Annotated in this window: 22 protein-coding genes and 1 pseudogene; 21 read left to right on the plus strand and 2 right to left on the minus strand. The window is 71.2% G+C overall.

Translation table 11 applies throughout. The features are described 5' to 3' along the window. From Leucomu_RS06970 to Leucomu_RS07045, 17 genes and pseudogenes are all read left to right on the plus strand, one after another. Complete coding sequence (locus Leucomu_RS06970; protein ID WP_128386765.1) at positions 1–576, plus strand: hypothetical protein; 576 nt, start codon at positions 1–3, stop codon at positions 574–576. Then, positions 573–971, plus strand: coding sequence for a DUF4260 family protein (locus Leucomu_RS06975; RefSeq protein WP_128386766.1), 399 nt, complete (start codon positions 573–575; stop codon positions 969–971). The genes Leucomu_RS06970 and Leucomu_RS06975 overlap by 4 nt, the downstream gene beginning before the upstream one ends. Before the next feature lie 128 nt (positions 972–1,099). Further along, positions 1,100–4,870: a chromosome segregation SMC family protein gene (locus Leucomu_RS06980; protein WP_128386767.1), complete on the plus strand. Its 3,771-nt coding sequence runs from the start codon at positions 1,100–1,102 to the stop codon at positions 4,868–4,870. A gap of 35 nt (positions 4,871–4,905) precedes the next feature. Continuing rightward, a complete protein-coding gene (ftsY, locus tag Leucomu_RS06985; protein WP_128386768.1) occupies positions 4,906–5,781 on the plus strand; it encodes a signal recognition particle-docking protein FtsY in 876 nt (291 codons plus the stop codon). 4 nt (positions 5,782–5,785) lie between these two features. Next, the gene (locus Leucomu_RS06990) at positions 5,786–7,192 is read left to right on the plus strand and encodes an MDR family MFS transporter (RefSeq protein ID WP_228407324.1); all 1,407 of its coding nucleotides are present in this window, start codon (positions 5,786–5,788) and stop codon (positions 7,190–7,192) included. A gap of 207 nt (positions 7,193–7,399) precedes the next feature. After that, positions 7,400–7,981 (plus strand): annotated as a pseudogene (locus Leucomu_RS06995) (3-hydroxyacyl-CoA dehydrogenase NAD-binding domain-containing protein); the annotation flags it as partial. A gap of 100 nt (positions 7,982–8,081) precedes the next feature. Continuing rightward, a complete protein-coding gene (locus tag Leucomu_RS16010; protein ID WP_323368313.1) occupies positions 8,082–8,219 on the plus strand; it encodes a hypothetical protein in 138 nt (45 codons plus the stop codon). 40 nt (positions 8,220–8,259) lie between these two features. After that, entirely contained in the window at positions 8,260–9,825 is a 1,566-nt protein-coding gene (gene ffh, locus Leucomu_RS07000; RefSeq protein ID WP_128386769.1) for a signal recognition particle protein, read from the plus strand. Between the two features lie 99 nt (positions 9,826–9,924). Continuing rightward, positions 9,925–10,473, plus strand: a complete 549-nt coding sequence (locus Leucomu_RS07005; protein ID WP_128386770.1) for a CDP-alcohol phosphatidyltransferase family protein — start codon at positions 9,925–9,927, stop codon at positions 10,471–10,473. 96 nt (positions 10,474–10,569) lie between these two features. Continuing rightward, positions 10,570–11,874 (plus strand): alpha/beta fold hydrolase, encoded by a 1,305-nt coding sequence (locus Leucomu_RS07010; protein WP_128386771.1) that lies wholly within the window; start codon positions 10,570–10,572, stop codon positions 11,872–11,874. Positions 11,875–12,006: 132 nt separating this feature from the next. Beyond that, entirely contained in the window at positions 12,007–12,432 is a 426-nt protein-coding gene (rpsP, locus tag Leucomu_RS07015; RefSeq protein WP_128386772.1) for a 30S ribosomal protein S16, read from the plus strand. Positions 12,433–12,437: 5 nt separating this feature from the next. After that, entirely contained in the window at positions 12,438–12,737 is a 300-nt protein-coding gene (locus Leucomu_RS07020; RefSeq protein ID WP_194294574.1) for an RNA-binding protein, read from the plus strand. Then, the gene (gene rimM, locus Leucomu_RS07025; RefSeq protein ID WP_128386773.1) at positions 12,737–13,432 is read left to right on the plus strand and encodes a ribosome maturation factor RimM; all 696 of its coding nucleotides are present in this window, start codon (positions 12,737–12,739) and stop codon (positions 13,430–13,432) included. Before Leucomu_RS07020 ends, rimM begins: the two co-directional genes overlap by 1 nt. Further along, positions 13,429–14,253 carry a tRNA (guanosine(37)-N1)-methyltransferase TrmD gene (gene trmD / locus Leucomu_RS07030; protein WP_128386774.1) on the plus strand — a complete coding sequence of 275 codons (825 nt, stop codon included), beginning with the start codon at positions 13,429–13,431 and terminating at the stop codon, positions 14,251–14,253. Before rimM ends, trmD begins: the two co-directional genes overlap by 4 nt. Positions 14,254–14,323: 70 nt before the next feature. Then, positions 14,324–15,700 (plus strand): Mur ligase family protein, encoded by a 1,377-nt coding sequence (locus Leucomu_RS07035; protein WP_128386775.1) that lies wholly within the window; start codon positions 14,324–14,326, stop codon positions 15,698–15,700. 65 nt (positions 15,701–15,765) lie between these two features. Further along, positions 15,766–16,443 (plus strand): type 1 glutamine amidotransferase, encoded by a 678-nt coding sequence (locus tag Leucomu_RS07040; RefSeq protein WP_267128474.1) that lies wholly within the window; start codon positions 15,766–15,768, stop codon positions 16,441–16,443. Between the two features lie 336 nt (positions 16,444–16,779). Next, positions 16,780–17,340: a YceI family protein gene (locus Leucomu_RS07045; protein WP_128386776.1), complete on the plus strand. Its 561-nt coding sequence runs from the start codon at positions 16,780–16,782 to the stop codon at positions 17,338–17,340. A 243-nt stretch (positions 17,341–17,583) separates the two neighbouring features. On the opposite strand, the gene Leucomu_RS07050 is transcribed toward Leucomu_RS07045, so the two are convergent. Both Leucomu_RS07050 and Leucomu_RS07055 read right to left on the minus strand, forming a co-directional pair. After that, on the minus strand, positions 17,584–18,651 hold the full coding sequence (locus Leucomu_RS07050) for an FUSC family protein (protein ID WP_228407327.1): 1,068 nt from the start codon (positions 18,649–18,651) through the stop codon (positions 17,584–17,586). 15 nt (positions 18,652–18,666) lie between these two features. After that, complete coding sequence (locus Leucomu_RS07055; protein WP_228407329.1) at positions 18,667–19,716, minus strand: App1 family protein; 1,050 nt, start codon at positions 19,714–19,716, stop codon at positions 18,667–18,669. Positions 19,717–19,973: 257 nt separating this feature from the next. On the opposite strand from Leucomu_RS07055, the gene Leucomu_RS07060 reads away from it, so the two are divergent. The 4 genes from Leucomu_RS07060 (at position 19,974) to cydC (ending at position 26,084) form a co-directional block, all read left to right on the plus strand. Further along, positions 19,974–21,428, plus strand: coding sequence for a cytochrome ubiquinol oxidase subunit I (locus Leucomu_RS07060; RefSeq protein ID WP_128386777.1), 1,455 nt, complete (start codon positions 19,974–19,976; stop codon positions 21,426–21,428). A gap of 13 nt (positions 21,429–21,441) precedes the next feature. Further along, entirely contained in the window at positions 21,442–22,470 is a 1,029-nt protein-coding gene (gene cydB, locus Leucomu_RS07065) for a cytochrome d ubiquinol oxidase subunit II (protein ID WP_128386778.1), read from the plus strand. A gap of 162 nt (positions 22,471–22,632) precedes the next feature. Continuing rightward, complete coding sequence (cydD, locus tag Leucomu_RS07070; protein ID WP_128386779.1) at positions 22,633–24,363, plus strand: thiol reductant ABC exporter subunit CydD; 1,731 nt, start codon at positions 22,633–22,635, stop codon at positions 24,361–24,363. Next, on the plus strand, positions 24,360–26,084 hold the full coding sequence (gene cydC / locus Leucomu_RS07075) for a thiol reductant ABC exporter subunit CydC (protein WP_128386780.1): 1,725 nt from the start codon (positions 24,360–24,362) through the stop codon (positions 26,082–26,084). Before cydD ends, cydC begins: the two co-directional genes overlap by 4 nt. The last annotated feature ends 35 nt before the right edge of the window (positions 26,085–26,119 follow it).

The following is a 26,119-nucleotide window of genomic DNA, read 5'->3' on the forward strand; positions in this document are numbered from 1 at the left end:
ATGGTCGACCTGCATCAGACCGAGCCCGGGCTGCCTCCGGATCACCCGTGGCTTCTGCTCTCGCGGTGGGGGATCGCGTGGCGCTCGGCGCTCGGGGCGATCGTCGCCGGGCTCTGCGTGGTGCTGGTGATCACGCTCTTCGGCCTGCTCGGTGACAGTCCCATGCCCCAGACCACGCTCAACCTGGTCTGGTTCGGAATCCCGCAGCTGCTCGTGATGATCGCGACCGCGGCGGTGCTCGGCCCCTGGCTGCGGCGCTTCTACCCGTTCGGGCAGGCGCTGCTGTTCAGCGGCATCGCGCTCGCCGCAGCGTTCGTGCTGGCGATCCTGGTCGAGGCGGCGAACCGGCTCCTCGACCCGAGCACGGGGGGAGTGGGGGTCTTCCTCGTGCTCTTCTTCGCGGGGTTCCCGTTCTTCCTGACGGGGGCGGTCGGCTACGGCCTCGCGATCTGGTCGGTGACGCCACGCGGCGCCCGCGTGTTCTGGCCGCTGCTGGCAGGGGTGATCCTGCTCTTCGCGGGGTGCTGGATCGCGGCCCGGCTCACGGCGGCGTCAGCAATAGCATGGAGCCCATGAACTTCATGCGTGTGAGTTGGGGCATGAGCGCCCTCGTCTGGTTCGGCTTCATCGTGCTGGCGTGCGTGGCGCTCGGCTGGCCGGCCGTCGGCATCGCGGTGCTCTTCGCGGTGCTGCCCGACGTGGCGCTCATCGGTGGTTTCGCGGAGCAGGGCCGCCTGAAGTCCGAGCGCGTGCGCCTCTACAACACGCTGCACTCGATGCCGGTGCCGATCGCGATGCTCGTGCTCGGGGCGGCCGTGTTCTTCATCACGGGCGGCTTCGACGGCGGATTCTGGCCGCTCGCGCTCGCGGGTGCGGCCTGGTTCGTGCACATCGCGGCGGATCGCGCCTTCGGTTACGGCTTCCGAGACGCCGACGGCGACATCATCCCTGTCGGCAGCGTGCTGGGCTGAGCCCGGGGCGCGCCTCGCCGCCCTGGTTCTCGAGGCTTCGCAATAGCGGGGAATCGGCTCTCGGCCGGGTAAAGTCGTAGAGATCGACGGATCCTTGTCGGCCGGGCGAGAGACGGAAAGGCGGCGGCGTGCACCTCAAGAGCCTCACGCTCAAGGGCTTCAAGTCCTTCGCTCAGCCGACCACGTTCCAGTTCGAGCCCGGCGTCACCGCCATCGTGGGCCCCAACGGCTCGGGCAAGTCGAACGTGGTCGACGCGCTCGCGTGGGTGATGGGCGAGCAGGGCGCGAAGACGCTGCGCGGCGGCAAGATGGAGGACGTGATCTTCGCGGGCACCTCCACCCGGGGCCCGCTCGGCCGGGCCGAGGTGCGACTCACGATCGACAATTCCGACGGTGCGCTGCCGATCGAGTACACCGAGGTGACGATCAGCCGCACGCTGTTCCGCAACGGGTCGAGCGAGTACGCGATCAACGGCGAGAGCTGCCGCCTGCTCGACGTGCAGGAGCTGCTGAGCGACTCCGGCCTGGGCCGCGAGATGCATGTGATCGTGGGGCAGGGCCAGCTCGACGCGGTGCTGCGCGCCACCCCGGAGGATCGCCGCGGCTTCATCGAGGAGGCCGCGGGCATTTTGAAGCACCGCCGCCGCAAGGAGCGCACGCTGCGCAAGCTCGATGCGATGGAGACGAATCTCACGCGTCTGAACGATCTGGCGGGCGAGATCAGGCGGCAGCTCAAACCGCTCGGGCGTCAAGCCGAGGTGGCGCGGCAGGCGCAGACGATCGCCGCCGAGGTGCGCGACGCGAAGGCGCGGCTGCTCGCCGACGACGTCGCGCGGCTGCGGGCCGAGCTCGACGAGCTGGCGAAGGACGAGGCCGAGCGGCACTCGGAGCGCATCGTGCTGCAGGAGCAGGTCGAGCAGAAGCAGCTGCGCATCCAGCGGCTGGAGCAGGAGCAGCAGAGCGACGAGCTCGACGCGGCGCGGCGCGTCACGATCGGTCTCGAATCGGCGCAGTCGAAGCTGCGGGGCCTCTACTCGCAGGCGCAGCAGCGGCTCACCTTCCTCGCGACGCAGGCGGAGACGCCCGAGCAGGTGAATCGGCTGACGCGTGGCGCGGTCGACGAGGCCGCCGAGGAGGTGCGCCGGCTCGAGGCGCTGATTCCCGAGGCGGAGTCCGCGTGGCAGCGCGGCGGATCGGCGACGCGTCAGGCGCAGCAGGCGCTCGACGCGATCGATGAGCACATCGCCGCGCAGAGCGCGCTCGTGTCGAGGCACGACCTGCAGCTGTCGCAGCTGCGCGGACGGGCCGAGGCCGCCGAGCAGAAGCGGGCGACCGTGGCGCAGGAGCTGGCGCGGCGCGAGCACGCGGTGGAGCAGGCCGAGGAGCGTGCGGAAGCCGCGCGGCTCGAGCTCGCGGGGTTCGAGGAGCGGGCCGAGGCCGAGGATCCGGGCGCGGCGGCCGCCGATGCCGGCTCGCGGATCGCCGACTGGGACGCCGCCTACCGCGCCGCCCAGGAGCGGCAGAGCGACGCGGAGCAGCGGCGCGACGAGGCCCGGGAGCGGCTGCACGAGCTCGAGCAGGAGCGCGCCGGACTCGACGCGCGGGTGAGCGCGCTCACCCGCTCGCTGGATCAGCGCGACGCCTCGGGGGCGCTGCTGGCCGATGCGCCGAGCGGGATCTCCGGGCGGGTCTCCGACCACGTGCGGGTGCGCGAGGGCGCCGAGGCGGCCGTCGGCGCCGCGCTCGGCGTCTTCGGCGACGCCCTGCTCGCCGAGTCCGACGCGGCAGCGGGGCTCGCCGTGTCGGCGGCCCGCGAGCGGGATCTGGGGCGGCTGCGGGCCGTGCTCGCGGGCGGCGGGCGTGGCGACGCGGATCCCGCGGCCGGCGCCGGGCCCGAGGTCGACGGGGCGACCCGCGCCGTCGACGTGATCCTCGAGGCCCCTGTCGGGGTGCGCGGGCTGCTCGCGCGCAGTTACATCGTCGAAGACCTGGAGTCGGCGATCCGCGTCGCCTCCGCACTGCGGGAGCAGTGGCCCGGCGGCGCATACACCGTGGTGACCGGCGGGGGAGACGTGCTCACCGAGCACACGCTGAGCGGCGGGTCGGGCCTCGCCCCGTCGCGCATCGAGCTCACGGCCGAGCTGGAGCAGGCGGAGCAGGCGCGCACCCGCGTGGCCGAGCGGATCGTCGAGACCGAGGCCGAGCTCGCCGAGCTGCGCGACGCCGCGTCGCGCGCCAAGACCGACGCGCAGCAGGCCTTCGCCGAGCTGCGCGCGGCCGATGCCCGTCTCGCGGAGGCCGCGAAGGAGCGCAACCGGCTCTCCACCCGCGCCGAGGCCGCCCGGGCCGAGGCCGACCGCGCCCGCCACGCGCTCGTCGCCGTCGAACAGTCGGTCGGGGAGGCTGCGGCCGATGCCGAGCGCGCCGCCCAGGCGTTCGCCGCGGCGGAGGCGGAGCCCCGGCCGATCCTCGACGCGAGCCAGCGCGACGAGCTGCTCGCCGAGCTCGAGCGGGCGCGGTCGGCCGAGATCGAGCTGCGTCTCGCGCTCGAGACCGCCCGCGAGCGGGCCCGCGCCGCAGAAGCGCGCCGCGGCGCGCTCGCCGATCAGTTCGAAGCGGAGCGCCAGGCGGCCGAGGAGGCGGCGCGGCGCGCCGTGCTGCGATCCCGGCAGGTGGCGCAGGCCGAGCGGGTGGCCGAGCTGCTGCCCGCGATCCTCGACGCCTGCGACCGCTCCCTGGCCGAGGCCCGCCTCGCCCAGCAGGCCGCCGAGCAGCAGCGCGCCAAGCACAGCCAGGAGCTCACGCTGCTGCGCTCCGAGGAGTCGGAGCTGCGGCAGAAGCTGCAGACCCTCACCGAGCGGGTGCACGGCGCCGAGCTGAAGAGCTACGAGCGCAAGCTGCAGCTCTCGGGGCTGCTCGAACGCTCGGGCAACGAGCTCGGACTCGTCGAAGACGTGCTCATCGCCGAGTACGGCCCCCTGGTCGGGGTGCCGGTGCACGCGGCGGACGCCGCATCTCCGCAGCCGGAGCAGGCCGCGGATCCCGAGCCCGCGTACGCGAATGCGCTCGAGGCGGAGCTCGCCGCGGAGCTGGGGCTGACGAGCGCCGCCTCCGAGCGCGCCGAGGCGGAGGCGCTCCCCTCGACGGAGTCGGAGGGTGCGGCGCCGGGCAGCGCAGACGCCGAGGGCGAGGGACAGGACCGCGACGCTTCAGAGGCGCCCGCCGTCGAGACCGTGCCGTACGTGCGCGCGGAGCAGGAGCGGCGGCTCGCGAAAGCCGAGAAGCAGCTCGCCCAGCTCGGCCGCATCAACCCCCTCGCGCTCGAGGAGTTCGCGGCCCTCGAGCAGCGGCACCGCTTCCTCACCGACCAGCTGCAGGACCTCACCAAGACGCGCTCGGATCTGCTGGCCATCATCGAGGAGCTCGACCACAAGATGCAGGGCATCTTCGCGGCGGCCTTCGAGGACACGAAGGCGGCGTTCTCCGAGGTCTTCCCGATCCTCTTCCCCGGCGGGTCCGGAGAGATCGCGCTCAGCGATCCCGACGACCTGCTGAACACCGGCATCGACATGGCCGTGAAACCGGCGGGCAAGAAGGTCGAGCGCCTCTCGCTGCTGTCGGGCGGCGAGCGATCCCTCGCCGCGGTCGCTTGGCTCATCGCGATCTTCCAGGCCCGCCCCAGCCCGTTCTACATCGTCGACGAGGTCGAGGCCGCGCTCGACGATGCGAACCTCGGCCGCCTGCTGCAGGTCTTCGAGCGGCTGCGCGAGAACTCGCAGCTGATCGTGATCACCCACCAGAAGCGCACCATGGAGATCGCCGACGCGCTCTACGGCGTCTCGATGCGGCAGGACGGCATCAGCGCCGTCGTGGGCCAGCGCATCGGTCGCGAGGAGTAGCGGGCGCCCGATCCCGATCTCGATAGACTTGAGCAATGGCTGAGCGATCCTGGTCCTTCTCGAAAGCGTTCCGCACTCTCTTCACCGGCCCCGAGCTCATCACCGACGAGACGTGGGACGATCTCGAGGCCGCGCTCATCACCGCCGACTTCGGGCCCGACGTCACCGAGTCGATCCTCGACCAGCTGCGCGCCGACGTCGAGCGCCACCGCGTCACCGAGGTGAAAGACATGCGCCGCATGCTGCGAGACGCCATCGAAGAGCGGCTCGCGGCCTACGACCCCACGCTGCACCTCTCGGAGCGCCCCGCCGTGATCCTCGTGGTCGGCGTCAACGGGGTGGGCAAGACCACCACCATCGGCAAGTTCGCGAAGTACCTCACCGCGTTCGAAAAGAAGATCGTGGTGGGCGCCGCCGACACGTTCCGCGCCGCCGCCGTCGAGCAGCTCGCCACCTGGGCCGAGCGCGCCGGGGTCGACATCGTGAAGCCCCAGCAGCAGGGGCAGGATCCCGCCTCGGTCGCGTTCCAGACCGTCGAGCAGGCGAAGAACGAGGGCTACGACATCGCCATCATCGACACCGCCGGCCGCCTGCAGACGAAGGGCGGCCTCATGGACGAGCTCGGCAAGGTGCGGCGCGTGATCGAGAAGCAGGCGCCCGTCGCCGAGGTGCTGCTCGTGCTCGACGCAACCACGGGCCAGAACGGGCTCGCGCAGGCCGAGGCCTTCATCGAGCACGCCGGCGTCACCGGCCTCGTGCTCACGAAGCTCGACGGCTCGGCCAAGGGCGGTTTCGTGCTCTCGGTGCAGCAGAAGACCGGCCTGCCTATCAAGCTCGTCGGGCAGGGCGAGGGCATCGGCGACCTCACCGGCTTCACGCCCCACGTCTTCGCGCAGCAGCTCGTCGGCTGAGCCGGTGGTCTCCCGCGCCCAGGTCGGACTGCGCTCGGAGCGCGGGCCGATCCTGCTCGCCCTGATGCTCTCGGCCGGGCTCATCGCGGTCGACGCGACGATCCTCGCGACGGCCGTGCAGAGCGTCGTGGCCGACCTCGGAGGCTTCAACCAGTTCCCGTGGCTGTTCTCGAGCTATCTGCTGGCGCAGGCGGTCTCGGTGCCGATCTACGCGAAGCTCTCCGACATGATCGGGCGCAAACCGATCCTGCTGTTCGGCATCGCGCTCTTCCTCGTGGGCTCGATCGCCTGCGGCTTCGCGTGGAGCATGCCCGCGCTCATCGTGTTCCGCGCCGTGCAGGGGCTCGGGGCCGGCGCCGTCGCGCCGATGACGCAGACCGTGGCGGGCGACATCTACACCGTCGAGGAGCGGGCGAAAGTGCAGGGGTACATGGCGAGCGTGTGGGCCGCGGCCTCGGTGCTCGGCCCCGTGCTCGGCGGCGTGTTCTCGCAGTTCGTCTCGTGGCGATGGATCTTCTTCATCAACATCCCGCTCTGCCTCATCGCCGGCGCGCTGCTGCTGCGCAACTACCGCGAGCGCGCCGAACGCAGCGACCGCCGCGTCGACGTGCTCGGCGCCGCGGTGCTGACGATCGGGCTGACGGCGGTGATCCTCGCGCTGATCGAGGGCGGCCACGGGTGGGAGTGGGTCTCGCTGCCGAGCCTGGGCCTGGCGGCGCTCGGGATCGCGGCGCTCGCGGTGTTCGCCCGCTCGACCCGGCGTGCGTCCGAGCCGATTCTCGACCTCGGGCTGCTGAAACTGCCCGTCGTGTGGGCGCCCACCTGCATCTCCGCCTGCGTGGGTGCGCTGCTCACCGGGTTCACGGCATTCGCGCCGAGCTATCTCGAGCGCACGGCGGGGTCCCCGCCCCTTGTGGCCGGCCTCTCGGTCGCGGCGTGCACGCTCGGCTGGCCGCTCGCCGCCTCAATGTCGGGGCGTCTCTACCTGCGGTGGGGGTTCCGCCGCACGGCGCTCATCGGCAGCACGATCGCCGCCCTCGGCGCCGTCGCCCTCGTGCTCGTCGCCCCCTGGCCCGACCCCCTGCGCATCGCCGTCTGCGCGTTCTGCATCGGCTTCGGAATCGGGTGGACGGCGACGCCGACGCTCATCGCCGCCCAGGCGTCGGTCGAGTGGAACCAGCGCGGAGCCGTGACGGGCCTCAACGTCTTCGCGCGCACCGCCGGCGGCGCGATCGGAGTGGCGATCTACGGCGCGATCTCGAACGCGGTCATCTCGGGCGGCGGGGGAGAGCACCACGCGCCCACGGTCGTGTCGGCGACGACCTGGGTGTTCGCGGGAGTCGCGATCACGGCCCTGCTCATGCTCGCGAGCGCCGTCGCGATGCCGCGGCGCGTGCCGACGCCCGACTGAGAGCGGTCGCCCGTCAGCGACCGGTCACCCGCCGGGGATTCGCTGCCCGCGAAATCCGGCCACGCCGTGCCCGCGGAGGAGTAGACCGGAGGGTGAGGCCTGACGGCCGAGCCCCGCGCTGCGACCGCCGGACCGGATCACCGCCCACCGGGCGATACATTCGAGAAAGGCACGACATTGCAGAACCTCACCGTACTCGGAACCGGCGTGCTCGGCTCCCAGATCATCTTCCAGGCCGCGTACTCCGGCAAGGACGTGGTCGCGTACGACCTGAACGACGAGATCCTCGCCAAGCTCCCGGCGCGCTGGGAGTACCTGAAGCCCCTGTATCTGCGCGACCTGCCCGACGCGACGCCCGAGAAGCTCGACGCCGCCGTGGCGCGCATCCGCACGAGCTCCGACCTCGCCGACGCGGTGCAGCGCGCCGACATCATCATCGAGGCCGTGCCCGAGCGGCTCGACATCAAGCAGCAGACCTGGGAGAAGGTCGCCGCCGTCGCCCCCGAGCAGACGATCCTCTGCACGAACTCATCGACGCTGCTGCCGAGCGACATCGCGCCGTTCACCGGGCGCCCCGCGAAGTTCCTCGCGCTGCACTTCGCGAACGAGGTCTGGGCGAAGAACACGGGCGAGGTCATGGGGCACGCGGGCACCGACCCAGAGGTCTTCGAAGCCGTCGCGCAGTTCGCCGAGCAGATCGGGATGGTGCCGATCCGCATCCGCAAGGAGCAGCCGGGCTACGTGCTGAACTCGCTGCTCGTGCCGTTCCTGAACGCCGCGTCCCACCTGCTCGTGCGCGGTGTGGCGACCCCCGAGGACATCGACAGGACCTGGAAGATCGCGACCGGGGGCACCTACCGGGCCGTTCGAGATCTACGACGTGGTCGGCATGATGACGCCCTACAACCTCGGCAAGGACAGCGACGATCCCGAGCAGCGCGAGTTCGCCGAATACATCAAGCGCGAGTACATCGACAAGGGCTACCTGGGCAAGGGATCGGGCCGCGGCTTCTACGCGTACGAGTAGGTCGGACGATCCCGGGCGAGCCGGGTAGACTGGACCCGCTATGGCTACTTTCGGAAACCTGTCTGCTCGGCTCACCGAGACCTTCAAGAACCTCCGTACGAAGGGCAAGCTGTCGGCCTCGGACGTCGACAGCACGGTGCGCGAGATCCGTCGCGCCCTGCTCGAGGCCGACGTCGCGCTCGACGTGGTCAAGGAGTTCACGGGCAAGGTGCGCGAGCGCGCGCTCGGCGACGAGGTCAACCAGGCCCTCAACCCGGCGCAGCAGGTCGTGCAGATCGTCAACGAGGAACTCGTGGGCATCCTCGGCGGCGAGCAGCGCCGACTGCAGTTCGCCAAGAACCCTCCCACGGTCATCATGCTCGCCGGTCTCCAGGGTGCGGGCAAGACCACGCTCGCGGGCAAACTCGCGAAGTGGCTGAAGGATCAGGGCCACACCCCGATGCTCGTGGCCTGCGACCTGCAGCGCCCCAACGCGGTCACCCAGCTCGGCGTCGTCGCCGAGCAGGCCGGCGTGGCGATCTACGCGCCCGAGCCCGGCAACGGTGTCGGCGACCCGGTGCAGGTCGCGAAGAACGGCGTGGCCGAGGCCCGGGCGAAGCAGTACGATTTCGTGATCATCGATACGGCGGGTCGCCTGGGCGTCGACGCCGAGCTGATGCAGCAGGCCTCCGACATCCGCAGGGCCACCGAGCCCGACGAGGTGCTCTTCGTCATCGACGCCATGATCGGTCAGGATGCGGTCGCGACCGCGCAGGCCTTCCAGGAGGGCGTCGACTTCACCGGCGTCGTGCTCACGAAGCTCGACGGCGACGCGCGCGGCGGCGCTGCGCTCTCGATCCGCAGCGTCACCGGTCGTCCGATCCTCTTCGCCTCGACCGGCGAGGGCCTCGGTGACTTCGAGCCCTTCCACCCCGACCGCATGGCGAGCCGCATCCTCGACCTCGGCGACATCCTCACCCTCATCGAGCAGGCCCAGCAGGCGTTCGACGAGGACGAGGCGCGCAAGGTCGCCGAGAAGATCGCCACCGACGCCTTCACCCTCGACGACTTCCTCGGCCAGATGCAGCAGCTGCGCAAGGCCGGCTCCCTGAAGAAGATGATGGGGATGCTGCCCGGCATGGGCAAGATGAAGGATCAGCTCGACAACTTCGACGAGCGCGAGATCGTGCGCACCGAGGCCATCATCCAGTCGATGACCCGCGACGAGCGTCAGAACCCGAAGATCCTCAACGGCTCCCGCCGCCTGCGCATTGCCAAGGGCTCGGGTATGACCGTCACCGACGTCAACCAGCTCGTGCAGCGCTTCGAGCAGGCCGCGAAGATGATGAAGACCGTCGCCCGCGGCGGCGTGCCGCAGATCCCGGGCATGGGGCCGATACCGGGCATGGGTCACGGCGGCAAGAAGAAGCAGCAGGCCAAGGGCAAGGGGCGCAAGCAGTCGGGCAACCCCGCCAAGCGAGCCCAGGAGGCCGCCGGGCTGGCCACGCAGCAGGCCGCGGCGCCGGCCGGCGGCTCCGGCTTCGGGCTCGGCGCCGCCGGGAAGGCGCAGCCGAGCGAGGAAGACCTCGCGAAGCTGCAGCAGATGCTCGGCAAGGGCCTGCGCTGACGGTCTGAACCGGCTGCGCCCTGCGCGCCGCCCGGATCGAAGCGCGTCGCCCGCGTAGACTCGGCGACAGGCCGGTCGGCCGGGGGAGGGGCGCTGAGCATGACGAGCGAAAGATCGTGGGCCACGCTGCCCAACGCGATCACACTGCTGCGGCTGCTGCTCGTCATCCCCATCGTGGTGCTGCTGATCGAGGGCGAACAGCCCGTGCTCACAGTGGTGCTGCTCGTGATCTTCGGTGCGAGCGACTGGATCGACGGCACTCTCGCCAGGCTGATGAACCAGGTGTCGCAGTTCGGCAAGCTGTTCGACCCGCTCGCCGACCGCGTCGGCGTCGTGGCCATCGTGCTCGCCATGATCGTCGCGGGGTTGCTGCCCGCGTGGACCGCGATCGCGATCCCCGGCGTCGAACTGGTGCTGCTCGTCGTCTACTTCATGACGCGCCCCGAACGCATCCCTGAGGCGAGTCTGCTCGGCAAGGCCCGCACGGCCGTGATGATGACCGGCATCGCCGCGGTGGGGTTCGGGATCCTGCCCGGTCTCGAGTGGCTCGGCGAGGCGGGGCGGTGGATCACCGCCGTCGGCGTCGCCATGCACATTGTGGTGGGAGCCGACTACTTCCGGCTGATGGTCGCCGGCCGCCGCCGCTGACGGCAACCGCCGCGTGCTTCGCGTGCGGGCCGCGGCGCATGGCGACCCGACGCACCGCGTGTCGCCGCGGACGCCGCAGGCCCTAGGGTGGATCGCATGAGCAGAAGCCCGGAGTACTGGATCGGCAGGGACATCGTGGCCCGCGACGTGTGGACGACGGTGCCGCTCGACTGGGCGAACCCGGGCGGCGAGACGATCCGGGTCTTCGCCCGCGAGCTCGTCGCGGCCGAGAAGCGCGGCGAGGATCTGCCGCTGCTGGTGCACCTGCAGGGAGGCCCGGGCGGCAAGGGCACGCGCCCCCTCGGTCGATCCGGCTGGGTGGGAGCGGTGCTGAAGCGCTTCCGGCTGGTGATCCCGGATCAGCGGGGCACCGGCCGCTCGACGCCCGTGAGCGGCGCGCACTTCGAGAACCTGGCCGCCGAGGACGCCGCTCATCGACTGTCCCTGCATCGCGCCGACTCGATCGTGCGCGACCTCGAGGAGGTGCGGCGGACGCGCTACGAGGGTCGCCAGTGGTGGACGATCGGGCAGAGCTACGGCGGCTTCCTGACGCTGCACTACCTGTCGGCTGCGCCCGAGGCGATCGTCGGATCCGCGGTGACGGGCGGTCTCGCGGGGCTCGACGCGGATCCCGCCGAGGTCTACCGCCGCACCTTCCCGCGCACCGTCGAGAAGAACCGGGAGTTCAGGGAGCGGGCGCCGCATCTCGCCGAGCGCGTCGGCAGGATCGCCGACCTGCTCGAGCGAGAGGACGTGCGGCTGCCGGACGGAGACCGGCTCACCGTGCGGCGCCTGCAGACGCTCGGCTTCGATTTCGGCATGGCGCCGGGCTTCGACCGTGTGCACTGGGTGCTCGACGAGGCGTTCGCCGATGCAGCCGAGACGCGGCTGAGCGAGGCGTTCGTCGATGCGGTGGGGGCCGAGACCGGTTTCGGGGGTCGGCCGCTGTACGCCGCTCTCCAGGAAGCGATCTACGGATCCGGGCCGTCGGCCTGGGCGGCGCAGCGGGAGCGGGATCGGCGGCCCGAGTTCGCCGAGACGGCGAGGCCGCTGCTCTTCACCGGCGAGATGGTGTTCCCCTGGATGTTCGAGGAGATCCGGGCGCTGCGGGGGTTCCGCGCCGGCGTCGAGGCGCTCGCGGCGAAGGAGTGGCCGATCGATCTCTACGACGCCGAGCGGCTCGCTGCGAACGAGGTGCCCGTCGAAGCCGCCGTCTACTTCGACGACATGTACGTGGACGCCCGCCTCTCGCTCGAGACGGCCTCCCGCGTCGGGGCCGTGCACGCGTGGGTGACCAATGAGTACGAGCACGACGGCGTGCACCACGACGGAGTCGCCGAGCGGCTGTTCGTCGCCCTCGAACACCGGCTCGGCGGCACCCAGTCGCGAAGAAAAGCCTGATCGTGACAAAAATTGCTTTTCTTCCCGGATTATGTGAGGATTGATGGGTTCGCGCAACCCTGCGCGCCCAGGCTTCCGCTCCCGCTCGAATCGCGAGGCGCGGCGTCGCACCCCTCGATCCAAGGAGTCATCATGGCCGTCAAGATCCGTCTCAAGCGCCTCGGCAAGATCCGCGCCCCCTACTACCGCATCGTCGTCGCCGACTCGCGCACCAAGCGCGACGGCCGCGTGATCGAGGAGATCGGCAAGTACCACCCGACCGAGCAGCCCTCGTTCATCGAGGTCGACTCGGAGCGTGCGCAGTACTGGCTCAGCGTGGGCGCCCAGCCCACCGAGCAGGTCGCCGCGATCCTCAAGCTCACCGGCGACTGGGGCAAGTTCACCGGCGAGGGCAACACCGAGTCGCAGGTGAAGCCGGTCGAGCCGAAGCCCGTCTTCGAGGTCGACGCCGCCAAGAAGCCCGTGCTGCGGCCCAAGGCCGAGAAGCCCGCGGCGAAGGCCGAGGACACCGCCGAGGCTCCGGCCGAGGAGGTCGCCGCCGAGGCCACCGAGGGCTAATCCTCTTGGCTGAGCAGGCGCTGGCCGAAGCGCTCGACCACCTGGTGCGCGGCATCGTCGACCACCCCGATCGTGTGCGCGTCGACGCCCGCGAGACCCCGCGGGGCGACGTGCTCGAGGTGCGCGTGCACCCGAGCGACCTCGGCCGTGTGATCGGACGAGGCGGTCGCACCGCCTCGTCGCTGCGCACCGTCGTATCGGCTCTGGCCGACGGCGGGCGCGTGCGCGTCGACGTGATCGACACCGACCAGCACGACCTCGGCGAAGACGAGGCCGACCCGGTCGACACGGAGGGCGCCGCCTGATGGCCGACGCTCACGAGCGTGCGCGAGCTCCCCGTCCCGCAAGCGGGGCGGGGAGTTTGCGCGTCGGGCGCCTCACGAAACCCCACGGGCTCAAGGGCGGAGTCAAGCTCGAGCTCTTCACCGACAACCCCGAACTGCGCTTCGCACCCGGAGCGGTCTTCCACCTGCAGGTGCCCGAGGACTCCTCCTGGTTCGGCCGCACCATCACCATGCGCGAACTGCGCTGGTTCAACGACTCCCCGGTCGGCTTCTTCCAGGAGCTGCCCGACCGCACCGCCGTCGAGAGCATCGTGCGCGCGATCCTCTGGATCGATGAGCAGGCCGTCGCCGAGGGCGAAGAGGAGAACGCCTGGTACGACCACCAGCTCGTCGGGCTCGACGTCGTCCGCGAGACCGAGAACGCCTCGGGAGAGACGACCGCGGTGAAACTGGGCACCGTCGCCGAGGTGCGGCACTTCCCGGCGCAGGACCTGCTCGTCGTCTCCACAGCCGGGGGCACCGTGCTCGTGCCATTCGTCGAGGCGATCGTGCCGAGCGTCGACATCGACGAGGGCGTCGTGCGCGTGACCCCGCCCGCGGGTCTCTTCGAGGAGATCGCCGAGGACGATGCTCCGGGCGACGATGCTCCGGGCGACGATGCGTCGAGCGATGCAGCCGCTCCGGGCGAAGGCGATCCGAACGGCGCGAGCGCATGAGGATCGACGTCGTCTCGATCTTCCCCGGCTACTTCGACGCGCTCGAGCTCTCCCTGCTCGGCAAGGCGAAGCAGAAGGGGCTGCTCGACGTGCGCGTGCACGACCTGAGAGACGCGGCCCACGACAAGCACCGCACCGTCGACGACACCCCCACGGGGGGCGGCGCCGGCATGGTCATGAAGCCCGAACCGTGGGGCGAGATGCTCGACGGCATCCTGGCGGAGTCGCCGACCGCAGCCGCGTCGTCGTCGGCGCCCGAGGCATCGGCGGGGACGGCGGACACCCGTGAGCCGTCCCTCGGACGATCGGGCGCGACGAGCGGCGCCGAGCCGCTCATCATCTTCCCGTCGCCCGCCGGCGAGGTCTTCACGCAGCGCATGGCGCGCGAACTCGCCGAGGAGCAGCACCTCGTCTTCGGCTGCGGCCGCTACGAGGGCATCGATCAGCGCGTGTTCGACGAGTACTCCGGGCGGGGGCGCGTGCGCCTCGTCAGCATCGGCGACTACGTGCTCAACGGCGGCGAGGTCGCCGCGATCGCGATGATCGAGGCCATCGCCCGGCTGCTGCCCGGGGTGGTGGGCAACCCCGAGAGCCTGGTCGAGGAGTCGCACGAGGAGGACGGTCTGCTCGAGTACCCGAGCTACACGAAGCCCGCCGACTGGCGCGGACGCGAGGTACCGCCCGTGCTGCTGAGCGGCAACCACGCCGCGATCGACGCCTGGCGCCGAGAGCAGCGCGTCGAGCGCACCCGCCGGGTGCGGCCCGAGCTGCTGCCCCGCGAGCTGCGCGGAGAATCGCGCGGCCGTCACGCCGCGGATTGACGCCGCAGCCTGATGCCGCCGCGGGGCACGGCGGCATCGCCTCCGCGGGCGCAACCTCTAAGCTTGATCCATGCGTGATGTTCTCTCCGCCGTCATCGGCAAGACGGTGCGGCAGGCGGCGAGGCTGCGGGGCGGCGGATCCGCCCTGCCCGGCCTCGTCGTCGAAAAACTCGATCCCGGCTTCCTGAGCCGGGTGCTCGGCCGGCTGCCCTACGGGGTGATCGCGGTGAGCGGCACCAACGGCAAGACCACCACCACCAAGATGATCGTGGAGATGCTGCAGGCCCGCGGTCTGCGCGTCTTCACGAACAAGACCGGATCGAACTTCTCGCGGGGCGTCGTCGCCGCCGCCATCCAGGAATGCTCGCTCCGCGGCAGGCTCGACGCCGACATCGCGGTGCTCGAGCTCGACGAGGCGCACGCGATGTATTTCATCGACCGTGTGAAGCCCCGGTTCACGCTGCTGCTCAACGTGCTGCGCGACCAGCTCGACCGCTTCGGCGAGATCGACACCACCGCGAAGCTGCTGCAGCGCATCGCCGACGCCACGGTCGAGGGCCTCGTCGTCAACCGCGAGGATCGACTGGTGGCCGCGATCGGCGAGCGCACGCGCGAGCGCGCCGGATCCGCCTCGCCCGCGGGTCGCCCCGAGGTGCGCGAGTTCGGCCTCTCGGCCGCGCTGCTCTCGACCTTCCCGAGCGACGACGACTTCCACGCGACGCCCCTCGCAGAGGCAGCGGCCGACGACGCCCCGGAACGCCCTGACGCCGACGTCACGCTCGTCGGGCTGGGGGACCACGAGGCCGTGTTCCGCATCGAGGGCGAGGATCACCGCACCGCGCTCAAGCTCGAGGGGCTCTACAACACGTTCAACGCCGCGGCGGCCCTCGCGACCGTGCGCATGGCGCTCGACGCCGGGCCGCTGCCCGGCCGACCCGCGCGATTCCGCACCGCCGACACCGACGAGGCGCTCGTGGCGGCCCTCGCCGAGGTGCGCCCGGCCTTCGGGCGCGGCGAGCAGCTGCTGCTCGACGGGCGGCCCCTCGAACTCGTGCTCGTGAAGAACCCCGCCGGCTTCCGGCTCGGTCTCGCGTCGTTCGACGCGAGCGGCGTCGACGTGATGATCGCGATCAACGACCAGTACGCCGACGGGCGCGACATGTCGTGGCTGTGGGACGTCGACTTCGGCTCGCTCGCCGACGAGGGCGTCGACACGGTCGCGGGCACGCGCGCGTGGGACATGGCGCTGCGTCTCGAACACGACGACGTGCCCGTCGGTCAGGTCGAAGAGGATCTGGGCCGCGCCCTCGCCTCATTCCGGCAGCGCACCCTGGGCGAGGGCGAGGGCGAGGGCGCCCGGCCGCGACGCATCTACTGCACCTACACCGCCATGCTCGAGCTGCGACGGGCGCTGGCCGAGCTGACCGACGTGGAGGACATCTGGTGAGCGAGAACGAGAACGAGACCCGCGACGAGCGCGAGCTCGTCATCGTGTCGCTGTACCCGCGCGACATGAACATCTACGGCGACCGAGGCAACGTGCTGTCGCTCGCCCGGCGGGCCCGGGCGCACGGCTTCGCGCCCCGTGTCGTCGAGGTCAACACCGGCGACCCGCTGCCCGAGCAGGTCGACATCGTCGTGGGCGGGGGAGGCCAGGACTCGGGGCAGGGCCGCGTGGCCCGGGATCTCGCCGCGCGCGCCGACGAGATCCGCATCCTCGCCGCAGACGGCGCCCCCATGCTCATGGTCTGCGGGCTCTATCAGCTCTTCGGGCACCGCTTCGTCACCCACACCGGCGACGAGCTCACCGGCATCGGCGTGCTCGACGTCGAGACGCGCGGCGGCGACGTGCGCATGATCGGCAACATCGTGCTCGACTCTGACGAGTTCGGCGAGATCATCGGCTACGAGAACCACAGCGGCAACACGCGCCTCGGGCCCGGATCGCGCCCGCTCGGTCGCGTCGCGCAGGGCGCGGGCAACAATCCCGACGACGGCTTCGAGGGGGCGCGCACCGCCAACGTGATCGGCAGCTACCTGCACGGCTCGCTGCTGCCCAAGAACCCCGCGCTCAGCGACTTCCTGATCGGCGAGGCGGCGCGCCGGCGCTACGGTTCCTTCGATCCCGTGGCGGGCGTCGACGAGACGGTGCGGCGGGCGCGCGAGAGCGCGAAGCGTCGCCCCCGCTAGCCGGGCGCAGAGCCCGCTCCTGCTCCTGCTCCTGCTCCTGCTCCTGCTCCTGCTCCTGCTCCTGCTTCGGTGCGCGGGTGTGCGTGGCGAGTGGTCGAAAACGGCTGGATCGCCCTCGGTGCGCAGCCGCTTTCGACCACTCGCGGGGGTGCTCTTCGGCCGACGCGCGGGGCGGTGCAGCCTCTTCGCCGAACCGGGCGACTGGGCGACTGGGCGACCGAGCGACCCGAGACTCCCGAAGAAAAATTTATATGCATGGGAATACAGTTCGAGTCTGCCCGGTTGTGCTCCGATGAGGCCGCCGAGGGGCGGCTCCCACCAGCAGAAAGGCAAGTCATGAGCATCACCGCTGATCAGATCCCCGGTTACCGCGTCGGCACCTGGAAGGTCGACCCCACCCACTCCGAGGTCGGCTTCTCGATCCGCCACCTCGCCATCAGCAAGGTGAAGGGCAAGTTCGAGCAGTTCGACGCGACCTTCGTGACCGCCGAGAACCCGCTCGACTCGTCGGTCGAGGCCTCCGCCGAGGTCGCCTCCATCAACACGAACGAGAAGAACCGCGACGGCCACCTGCGCACCGGCGACTTCTTCGCGGCCGACGAGTACCCGCAGCTCACCTTCGTCTCGACGGGCGTGCGCGAGGAGAACGGCGAGTTCAAGGTCGACGGCGACCTCACCATGCGCGGCGTGACGAAGCCCGTCACCTTCGACTTCGAGCTCGGCGGCTTCGGCGAGGACGCCTACGGCAACTACAAGGTCGGCTTCACCGCCGCCACCTCGGTCAAGCGCGAAGACTTCGGCCTCACCTGGAACGCTCCGCTCGAGAAGGGCGGCCTGCTGCTCGGCTCCGACGTGACCGTCACCCTCGACATCCAGGCAGCTTTCGTTCAGGAGTGACACGCGCCGGCGTTTCACCGCGAAAGCAGCTGCGGCCACTGCCGCAGCTGCAGGCCTGATCCCGCCGCGCCGGCCGAGAGCGGCCCCGCACCCCGCGACGAGCTCGGGCGCGGGGCCGCCCCTGCGTGAGGGGTCGAACCCGGGCGGCTCCTCAAGCCGTGCGTTGCGGGCGGCCTCGTGAACGAGCTCGGGGGAGCGCCCGACCCGGGCGAGCCGATCGGGCTGGGACCTGCCAGATGTGTCCTAGTCGAGCTCGCCGGTGATCCTGCCGCGTACGCGCCGCAGATCCTCCATCAGCGAGCCGATGAGCACCCAGTGATCGGGGTGCGCCTGGGGGATCGTGTACGGCTGCGTGAGCGCGGGCGGCTCGACCGCGTCGGCCTCGTCGCCGGAGAGCGAGACGAGGCGCTCGAGGTCGTGGGCTGCCCGCCGCATCTCCTCGACCAGGCCGACCACCGAGGGGTCGGTCACGAGGTCGGGTTCGTAGAGGTCGTAGACGGCGCGCGACATGCCGCCGATCTGCGTGACGATCGGCTGCAGGCGCTGGAACAGGGCGTCGTCTTCGGCGAGGCCCCGCCGGTACCGACGGCTGCGCGGATTGAGGCGCAGGCTCTCGCGCGCCTGCCGCAGCAGGCCGTGCACCCGGGTGCGCTCGCTCTGCAGCGCACGCGCATCGATGTGCATCTGCTCGAGCCAGTCGTCGTCGCGCGGCTCGTCGAGCGCGTCGGCGATCCGCCGCAGCGAACCGGCGGCATCGGCGGTGAGCGAGACGATGGCCTCGTGCACGGGCAGTGTGCGCACCGGCGCGGCCACGAGCGCGTTGATCGCGACGCCGATGAGGGCGCCGATCAGGGTCTCGACGAGCCGTTCGACGCCGTAGTGCAGGTCGAGCCCGCCGAGCGCGATCATGAGCAGCGCGCTCACCACGATCTGGTTGGCCGCGCTCGGCGTCATGCGCAGCACCCAGCCGAGCGCGAGGCCCGCGACGAGTGCGGCGATGAACAGCCACGAGTGCTGCCCCAGCAGCTCTCCCGTGAGCAGCGCGACGGTCACGCCGAGCAGCACGCCGACGACGCGCTCGATTCCCTTGCTGAGCGACTGGTCGACGTTGTCCTGCACCACGAGCAGCGCGGCGATCGCGCCGAAGATGGGCAGTTGCTCGGGGAAGACGAGCAGGCACGTGAACCAGGCGAGCACCATCGCCACGAGCGTCTTGATCACCTGGATCAGCGGCGTGCGGCGATCCGCGATGAATCGGCCGGTCAGCTGCTGCGGCGCCCGCCGCCAGCGCGCAGGGGATGGATCAGGCACGGCGGCTCCGGGCGATCACAGCAGCCCCAGTTTGCGCAGTTTGTCGCGCAGAGTGGCTCCGTCGGGCCCGTACACCCACGGCACGCCGCTCGTGCTGCGGTGCAGACGCGCCTTCGAGCGCCCACCGGCCAGCACGGCCTCGCCGACCGAGAGCTGACGGATCGCGACCGCGGCGACGTTGCTCGGGTGCTCGGTGGCGAACTCGTGGTACAGCGCCTCGTCGTGCTGCCCGTCGTCGCCGAAGAGCACCCATCGCGTGTCGGGGAACTCGCGGGCGAGCCGCTGCAGCTCCCGGCGCTTGTGCTCCTTGCCGCTGCGGAACCAGCGGTCGTGGGTGGGGCCCCAGTCGGTGAGCAGCAGCGGGCCCATCGGGTAGAGGTTGCGGGCGAGGAACCGGCTGAGGGCGGGCGCCGCATTCCACGCGCCGGTGGAGAGGTAGATCACGGGGGAGCCCGGGTTGGCCGCGACGAAGTGGTCGAGCATCACGTTCATGCCCGGGGTGGCGGATCGCGCGTGCTCGTCGAGCACGAAGCTGTTCCAGGCGGCGACGAAGGGCCGCGGCAGGGCCGTGATGAGGATCGTGTCGTCGACGTCGGAGATGACGCCGAGCTTCGCGTCGGGGTCGACGACGGCGACGGGCGCGTCGGCCGGTTCGCTGTCGCCGGCCTGCAGGGTGATGGTGTGCCAGCCGGGGGTGAGCGCGACGGGCACCATCGCGTCGATCACGCCGCCGCGATCCGCGGTGATCTCGGTGACGAACACGCCGTCGATCGAGACCCGCACCTGCTGGTAGGGCACGTTCAGGCTCGTGAAGGTGCGCCAGCCGCGCACGCGCGACACCGCGGCCACGTCTGGGCGCAGGCGCGTGTGCTCGCGGCTCTCGGGCTTCAGGTAGAGCACCCGGCCGAGCACGCGCACCCAGCCGTCGCCGCCATAGCCGATGTAGGGGATCACGGAGGGCACCTTGCCCCGGGTGACCGCGCGGCGGGCCCGTCGGCCGTGCACCCAGTCTTCGAGGCGCGCCGCGAAGCGGGGTCGGCTGTCGGGCTGCGCGTTCGATATCACGGATCCAGTCTAGGGGTCGGGGCCTCCGTAGGCTCCCGCCGCGCGGCTCGCTCGACGTCGAGCGAAAACCGTTTCGACGCCGAGAGAAAACTCTCTCGACATCAAAATGAACTCGCAGCAAACTCACAGAAAGAGTAGAATTCGAGTTGGCCGGTCGCCGATCGGCAGCTCCGGCGAGAATGATATCTCGTGGCGGATCTCACTAAGGGAGTGCAGCCCCTCGGTGAGGTGCGGCCTCCTTCGTTCAGGAGCGATACATGAACGAATTCCTCGATGCGTTGACGCTCGCCCGCTGGCAGTTCGGGCTCACGACGCTCTACCACTTCATCTTCGTGCCCCTCACGATCGGCATGAGTCTGCTGGTCGCGATCCTGCAGACCGCCTGGGTGCGCACGGGCAAGGTGAAGTACCTGCGGCTCACCCGCCTCTTCGGCAAGATCTTCCTCATCAACTTCGCGATGGGCGTGGTCACCGGCATCGTGCAGGAGTTCCAGTTCGGCATGAACTGGTCGAACTACTCGCGGTTCGTGGGCGACATCTTCGGTGCGCCGCTCGCGATGGAGGGGCTCATCGCCTTCTTCTTCGAGGCGACCTTCATCGGCCTCTGGATCTTCGGCTGGGACAAGCTGCCGAAGAAGATCCACGTGCTCACCATCTGGTTCGTCTGGATCGGCACGGTGCTCTCGGCCTACTTCATCCTCGCGGCGAACGCGTTCATGCAGAACCCGGTCGGCTTCGAGATCAACGAGGAGCGCGGCCGCGCCGAGCTCGACAGCATCGGCAGCGTGCTGCTGAACCCGGTCGCCCTCACCCAGTTCCCGCACACGCTGTTCGCATCGATCATGTTCGCGGGCGTCGTGCTGGTCGCGGTCGCGGCCTGGCACCTGCAGCGCGGCCAGTTCGTCGACGAGATGCGCACCACCCTGCGCTTCGGCGCCTGGACGAACATCGTGGCCTTCCTCGGCGTCGGGCTCACGGGCCACGAGCTCGGCATGGTCATGACCCAGACGCAGCCCATGAAGATGGCCGCGGCCGAGGCGCTCTACAACACCGCGAGCGGCCCCGACGCCTCGTTCTCGATCTTCAGCTGGGGCACGCCCGACGGCATGCACGAGATCTTCTCGGTGCGCATCCCGTATCTGCTCTCGTTCCTATCGAACGGCACCTTCGACGGCACGGTCGAGGGGATCCGCGATCTGCAGGCCGAGTACGAGCTCGCCTTCTGCGGGGCCGACTCCGCGCTCACCTGCCCGAGCGATGGCAGCTTCGTGCCGATCGTGTGGGTGACCTACTGGTCGTTCCGCTGGATGACCGGCCTCGGCGCCTTCGCCGCGCTCGTCTCGGCGGTGGGCCTCTGGATCACTCGCAAGAACGCCGAACTGCCCGCCTGGGTGTGGAAGGTCGCGATCTGGACGGCCCCGATCCCGATGCTCGCGTCGCTCGTGGGCTGGGTCTTCACCGAGATGGGCCGCCAGCCCTGGATCGTGTTCGGCGTGATGACCACCGAGCAGGGCGTCTCTCCCGGTGTGCCGGGTTGGGCCGTGCTCGTCTCGCTGATCGTGTTCACCCTCGTCTACGGCGGTCTCGCGGTGCTCGAGTTCAAGCTCATCACCCGCGCGGCCAAGGAGGGCCCGCCCGAGATCGAGATGCACGACGACAGCGGCGACGGCGAAGGCGAACCCGACCAGCAGAAGCTGGCGACGGTCTACTAGGAGGAACGGACACATGGAACTCACCACACTCTGGTTCCTCATCGTCGGGGTGCTGCTCATCGGGTACTTCGTGCTCGACGGCTTCGACTACGGCGTCGGCATGTCGCTGCCCTTCCTGGGGCGCGACGACACCGACCGCAGGCTCATCATCAACACCATCGGACCGGTCTGGGATCTCAACGAGACCTGGCTCATCGTGGCCGGTGCGGCGCTGTTCGCCGCCTTCCCGGAGTGGTACGCGACGATGTTCTCGGGCTTCTACCTCGCCCTGCTGCTGATCCTGGTCGCACTGATCCTGCGCGGGGTCTCGTTCGAGTACCGCCATCAGGGCAAGGGCGAGCAGTGGACGCGCTGGTTCGACCAGTTCATCTTCTGGGGCTCGGCGCTGCCGCCCCTGCTGTGGGGCGTGGCCTTCGCGAACCTGGCGCAGGGGCTGCCGATCTCGCTGCTGCCGCAGGGCGGATGGATCTACGAGGGGACGCTGCTCACGCTGCTCAACCCCTACGGGCTGCTCGGCGGGCTCGTGATGCTGCTGATCTGCTTCGCGCACGGCCTCGTCTTCATCTCGCTGAAGACGCTGGGCGACATGCGGCAGCGGGCTCGCCGGCTCGCCACGAAGGTCGGGATCGCGGCGATCGTCGCCGGCGCCGGCTTCTTGATCTGGACCATCCTGATGCACCGGGATCACGAGATGCTCTGGCTGATCGTGCTCTGCGCGGCGGTGGCCGCGATCGGGCTCATCGGCGGCTTCATCGCGAACCTGGCGGGGCGCGAGGGGTGGGCGTTCACCGGCAACGCCGTGGCGATCACCTTCGCCCTGCTCACCATCTTCATGGCGCTCTTCCCCTACCTCATGTACTCGACGATCGATCCCGCATTCTCGATGTCGATCGAGGGGGCGGCGAGCTCGCAGAAGACGCTCGAGCTGATGACGTGGGTGGCCGGCTTCACGATGCCGCTCGTGCTCGCCTACCAGGCGTGGACGTACTGGGTGTTCCGCAAGCGGCTCACCCGCGAGGCGATCCCCGCGGGCGCGCACTGAGAGGCCGCGGCGGCGGGTGCCCGGATCGCTTCGGCGTCCCGGTACCCGCCGCCGCCCACTCTGCCGCTCATCAGACGTGAGGCGCCGGACTGCCCTAGACTGCCGGTGGCGAGCGGGCGACCGTTCTCCGGCGCCCCGTCCGTTCGAACGCACAGGAACCCCGTGAAACCACTCGACCCGAGGCTGCTGCGGCACGCCCGCGCCGCACGCGGCGTGCTGCTGATCGGAGCCGCGCTGGGTGTGGCGCGCACGCTCGCGATCCTCGCCTGGAGCTGGCTGCTCGCGCAGGCGCTCGCGGTGGTGGCGCTGCCGGTGCTGGGCGGGATGGGCGGGGCCTCCGGAAGGGTCGCCGAGGGGGTGCTGCCGACCGAGCAGCTGCCGTGGCTGCTGCTCGGCGCGCTGCTCGCGCTCGGCGTGCGCTCGGCGGCGTCGTGGGGAATGGACGCGGTGGCCGCCCGCGGCGCGGTGCTGGTGAAGGCGCAGCTGCGGGCCGCGGCGCTCGACGCCGTCGACGCGTGCTCCCCGCTGCGCGAGGGCCGGGGCTCCGACGCCGAGCAGGCGACCGCGCTCGGCCGCGGCCTCGACGCCCTCGACGGATACTTCTCGGGCTACGTGCCCCAGCTCATCCTCACCGCCGTCGCCACGCCGCTGCTGGTGCTGGCGGTGCTGCTCGCGGACCCGGTCAGCGGTGTGATCGTGCTCATCGTCTTCCCGGTGATCCCGGTCTTCATGATCCTCATCGGCCTCGCCACCCAGGCGGTGCAGGATCGCCAGTGGGCGCAGCTGCAGCGGCTGTCGAGCTCGTTCCTCGACGCCGTCTCGGGTCTCGCCACCCTCAAGATCTTCGGGCGCGAACAGCGCCAATCGGCTCGCATCGCCCGCGAGACCGAGGAGTACCGCTCGCGCACCATGAAGGTGCTGCGCGTCACGTTCCTCTCGGGCTTCGTGCTCGACCTGGCCGGCACGTTCTCGATCGCCCTCGTCGCGGTGACGGTGGGCACGCGCCTCGTCGACGGCGCGTTCCCGCTCGCGCTCGGTCTGTTCGTGCTGCTGCTGCTGCCGGAGGTGTTCATCCCGATCCGCCAGGTGGGCGCGGCCTTCCACGCCTCGACGGAGGGGCTCGCCGCCTCGGCGCAGGTGTTCGACATCATCGAGCGGCGAGACGAGGGGCGGACCGCGGGCGTCGCGCACTCGGATCGCGTCTCGGTCGACGCCGTCGTGCTCGCCCGCGGCGGCCCGCCGGTGGTGGGGCCGATCACGCTGTTCGCGGCCCCCGGAGAGATCGTGGGCATCGCCGGGCCCTCGGGCGCCGGCAAGTCGACCCTGCTCGCGGCCCTGCTCGGTTTCCTCGAACCCCGGGAGGGGAGGATCGCGCGACCCGCCGAGGTCGCCTGGGTCGGGCAGCGGCCGGGCCTGCTGCAGGGCAGCGTCGCGCAGAACGTGGCGCTGGGGGAGCCGCGGACGGATCCCGCGCTCGTGGCCCGGGCCCTCGCCGCCGTGGGCCTGTCGGCGATCGATCCCGAGGCCGAGCTCGGCGCCGCGGGCGCGGGGCTCTCCGGCGGGCAGGCGCAGCGCGTGGCGATCGCCCGCTGCCTGTACCGGGCGTGGAATCGCGACGCCGCCGCGCTGCTGCTCGACGAGCCGACCTCGGCGCTCGACGCCGAGAACGAGGCGCTCGTCTGCCGGGTGCTGCGCGAGGAGGCGCAGACCGGTCGAGTCGTGCTCGTCGTGAGCCATCGGCCGGCGGTGCTGGCCGCCGCCGACCGGGTGGTGCGGCTCGAGGCGATCCCCGGCGGCGAGACCGACGCCGATGCGGGGGGAGCCGCGATGGATGCCCGCCGGGCCGCGGGCGCCGATGCCGATGCCGACGCGGAGAGCGGGGTGAGCGCGTGAGCCGCCGCACTGCGACAGCCGAGGCGCCGCGCCGGGCGGTGCTCGAGCGCGCCATGCCCTCGCGGCGCCGGCGCACCCCGGGCGCCCTGCTCGGGGTGCTCGCCGACGCCTGCGTCGTAGGCCTGCTCGGCCTCAGCATGTGGCTGATCGTGCGGGCGGGCGAGCAGCCGCCCATCCTGCACCTCACCTTCGCCGTCGTGGGCGTGCGGGCCCTCGCCATCGGGCGCGCGGCGTTCCGCTACACCGAGCGGCTCTTCAGCCACGACGCGGCGCTCGCGCAACTCGCGGCGCTGCGCGCGCAGACCTTCGACGCGCTCGTGCCGCGCGTGCCCGGCGCCGTCGAGTCGCACCGGCGCGGCGAGGTGCTCGCGGCGTTCGTGGACGACGTGGACCAACTGCAGGACGAGCCGCTGCGCGTGCGCCAGCCTCTCGTCGTGAGCGGCGTCGTGGTGCTGCTCAGCCTGATCGTCGTCGCCCTCGCCTCGCCGCTCGGCGCACTGATCCTCGCGGCGGTGCTGCTGGCAGCCGGCGGGCTCGCCGCCCTGCTCGCCGAGCGCCTCGCGGGCCGCGACGACCGCGAGCTCAGCGCCGCCCGCGCCGGCCTCGTCGACGCCCTGCTCGAGCGCTTCGCCTCGGCCGAGGTGCTCGCCGCCTTCGGGGCGACCGGCATGCAGCGCGAGCGGATCGCGGCTGCCGAGGCGCGCCTGTCGCGGGTGCAGCTGCGCCGCGCGCGCGCCGCGGGCCTCACCGGCGGGTTGCTGTCGCTCGGCGCCGGGCTCGCCTCGCTGCTGCTGCTTGTCGCGCTGCTGCCGACCCTCGGCTCGGGCCTCAGCGCGCCGCTCTTCGCCGCGGTGATCATCGTGCCCGCAGCCGTGTTCGAGGTCTTCGCCCAGGTGCCGGCCGCCCTCGCGGCTCGCCGCACCGTGCGGTCGAGCGCCGACCGGGTGGCCGAGCTCACCGAGACGCCGCTGCCGCGGGAGATCCCCGTGGATCGCGTCGGCGAGGGTGCGGAGATCGAGTCCGTTTGGGGCGACGCCCGCGTCGGCGCAGCAGTGGACTCGGCCGGAGTCGCCGACGGCCCGCTCGGCCCGCTCATCGAGGTGCGCGACCTATCGGTGCGGCACCCGGGGGCGGATCACGACGCCGTCGCCGGCGTGGACTTCGAGCTGCGCGCCGGCGAGACGCTCGTGGTCACCGGCGAGAGCGGAGCCGGCAAGAGCACGCTCGCTCTCGCCCTGGTGCGGTTCATCGACTACCGCGGCGCCTACCGTCTGCGGGGCGTCGAGGCCCGGCGGCTGCCGATCGCCGAGGTGCGGCGCTCCGTGGGCCTCTGCGAACAGGCGCCGCACCTGTTCGACGCCGACCTGCGACAGAACCTCAAGTTCGCCCGCGACACGGCGAGCGACGACGAGCTGATGGCGGCGCTCGATCGCGTCGGACTCGGGGCGTGGGCGCGCGACCGCGGCGGTCTCGACGCCGCGGTGGGCGAGCACGGGGCGCTGGTCTCGGGCGGGCAGGCGCAGCGGATCGCGCTCGCCCGCGCGATCCTCGCCGATTTCCCGGTCGTGGTGCTCGACGAACCGACGGCGGGCGTCGACCGCGAGCTCGCCGACAGGCTGCTGACCGACCTGGTCGGCGCGGTGCCCGAAGACCGGGCGGTGATCCTCATCACGCACACCGAGCTGCCCGCCGGACTGCCCGCCCGCACCCTCGCCCTCTGACCGGGGCCGGGGCGCTGCGGGGCGCCTGGAGCGCG

Origin of the sequence: Leucobacter muris, from assembly GCF_004028235.1 — a bacterium.
In the GTDB taxonomy this organism is placed as follows: domain Bacteria; phylum Actinomycetota; class Actinomycetes; order Actinomycetales; family Microbacteriaceae; genus Leucobacter; species Leucobacter muris.

Excerpts from the sequence above, each read along its gene's own strand:
- Leucomu_RS06970 (WP_128386765.1), top strand. The coding sequence starts at position 1 with ATGGTCGACCTGCATCAGACCGAGCCCGGGCTGCCTCCGGATCACCCG.
- Leucomu_RS06975 (WP_128386766.1), top strand. The coding sequence starts at position 573 with ATGAACTTCATGCGTGTGAGTTGGGGCATGAGCGCCCTCGTCTGGTTC.
- ftsY (WP_128386768.1), top strand. The coding sequence starts at position 4,906 with ATGGCTGAGCGATCCTGGTCCTTCTCGAAAGCGTTCCGCACTCTCTTC.
- Leucomu_RS16010 (WP_323368313.1), top strand. The coding sequence starts at position 8,082 with ATGATGACGCCCTACAACCTCGGCAAGGACAGCGACGATCCCGAGCAG.
- ffh (WP_128386769.1), top strand. The coding sequence starts at position 8,260 with ATGGCTACTTTCGGAAACCTGTCTGCTCGGCTCACCGAGACCTTCAAG.
- Leucomu_RS07005 (WP_128386770.1), top strand. The coding sequence starts at position 9,925 with ATGACGAGCGAAAGATCGTGGGCCACGCTGCCCAACGCGATCACACTG.
- Leucomu_RS07010 (WP_128386771.1), top strand. The coding sequence starts at position 10,570 with ATGAGCAGAAGCCCGGAGTACTGGATCGGCAGGGACATCGTGGCCCGC.
- rpsP (WP_128386772.1), top strand. The coding sequence starts at position 12,007 with ATGGCCGTCAAGATCCGTCTCAAGCGCCTCGGCAAGATCCGCGCCCCC.
- rimM (WP_128386773.1), top strand. The coding sequence starts at position 12,737 with ATGGCCGACGCTCACGAGCGTGCGCGAGCTCCCCGTCCCGCAAGCGGG.
- trmD (WP_128386774.1), top strand. The coding sequence starts at position 13,429 with ATGAGGATCGACGTCGTCTCGATCTTCCCCGGCTACTTCGACGCGCTC.
- Leucomu_RS07035 (WP_128386775.1), top strand. The coding sequence starts at position 14,324 with ATGCGTGATGTTCTCTCCGCCGTCATCGGCAAGACGGTGCGGCAGGCG.
- Leucomu_RS07040 (WP_267128474.1), top strand. The coding sequence starts at position 15,766 with ATGAACATCTACGGCGACCGAGGCAACGTGCTGTCGCTCGCCCGGCGG.
- Leucomu_RS07045 (WP_128386776.1), top strand. The coding sequence starts at position 16,780 with ATGAGCATCACCGCTGATCAGATCCCCGGTTACCGCGTCGGCACCTGG.
- Leucomu_RS07060 (WP_128386777.1), top strand. The coding sequence starts at position 19,974 with ATGAACGAATTCCTCGATGCGTTGACGCTCGCCCGCTGGCAGTTCGGG.
- cydB (WP_128386778.1), top strand. The coding sequence starts at position 21,442 with ATGGAACTCACCACACTCTGGTTCCTCATCGTCGGGGTGCTGCTCATC.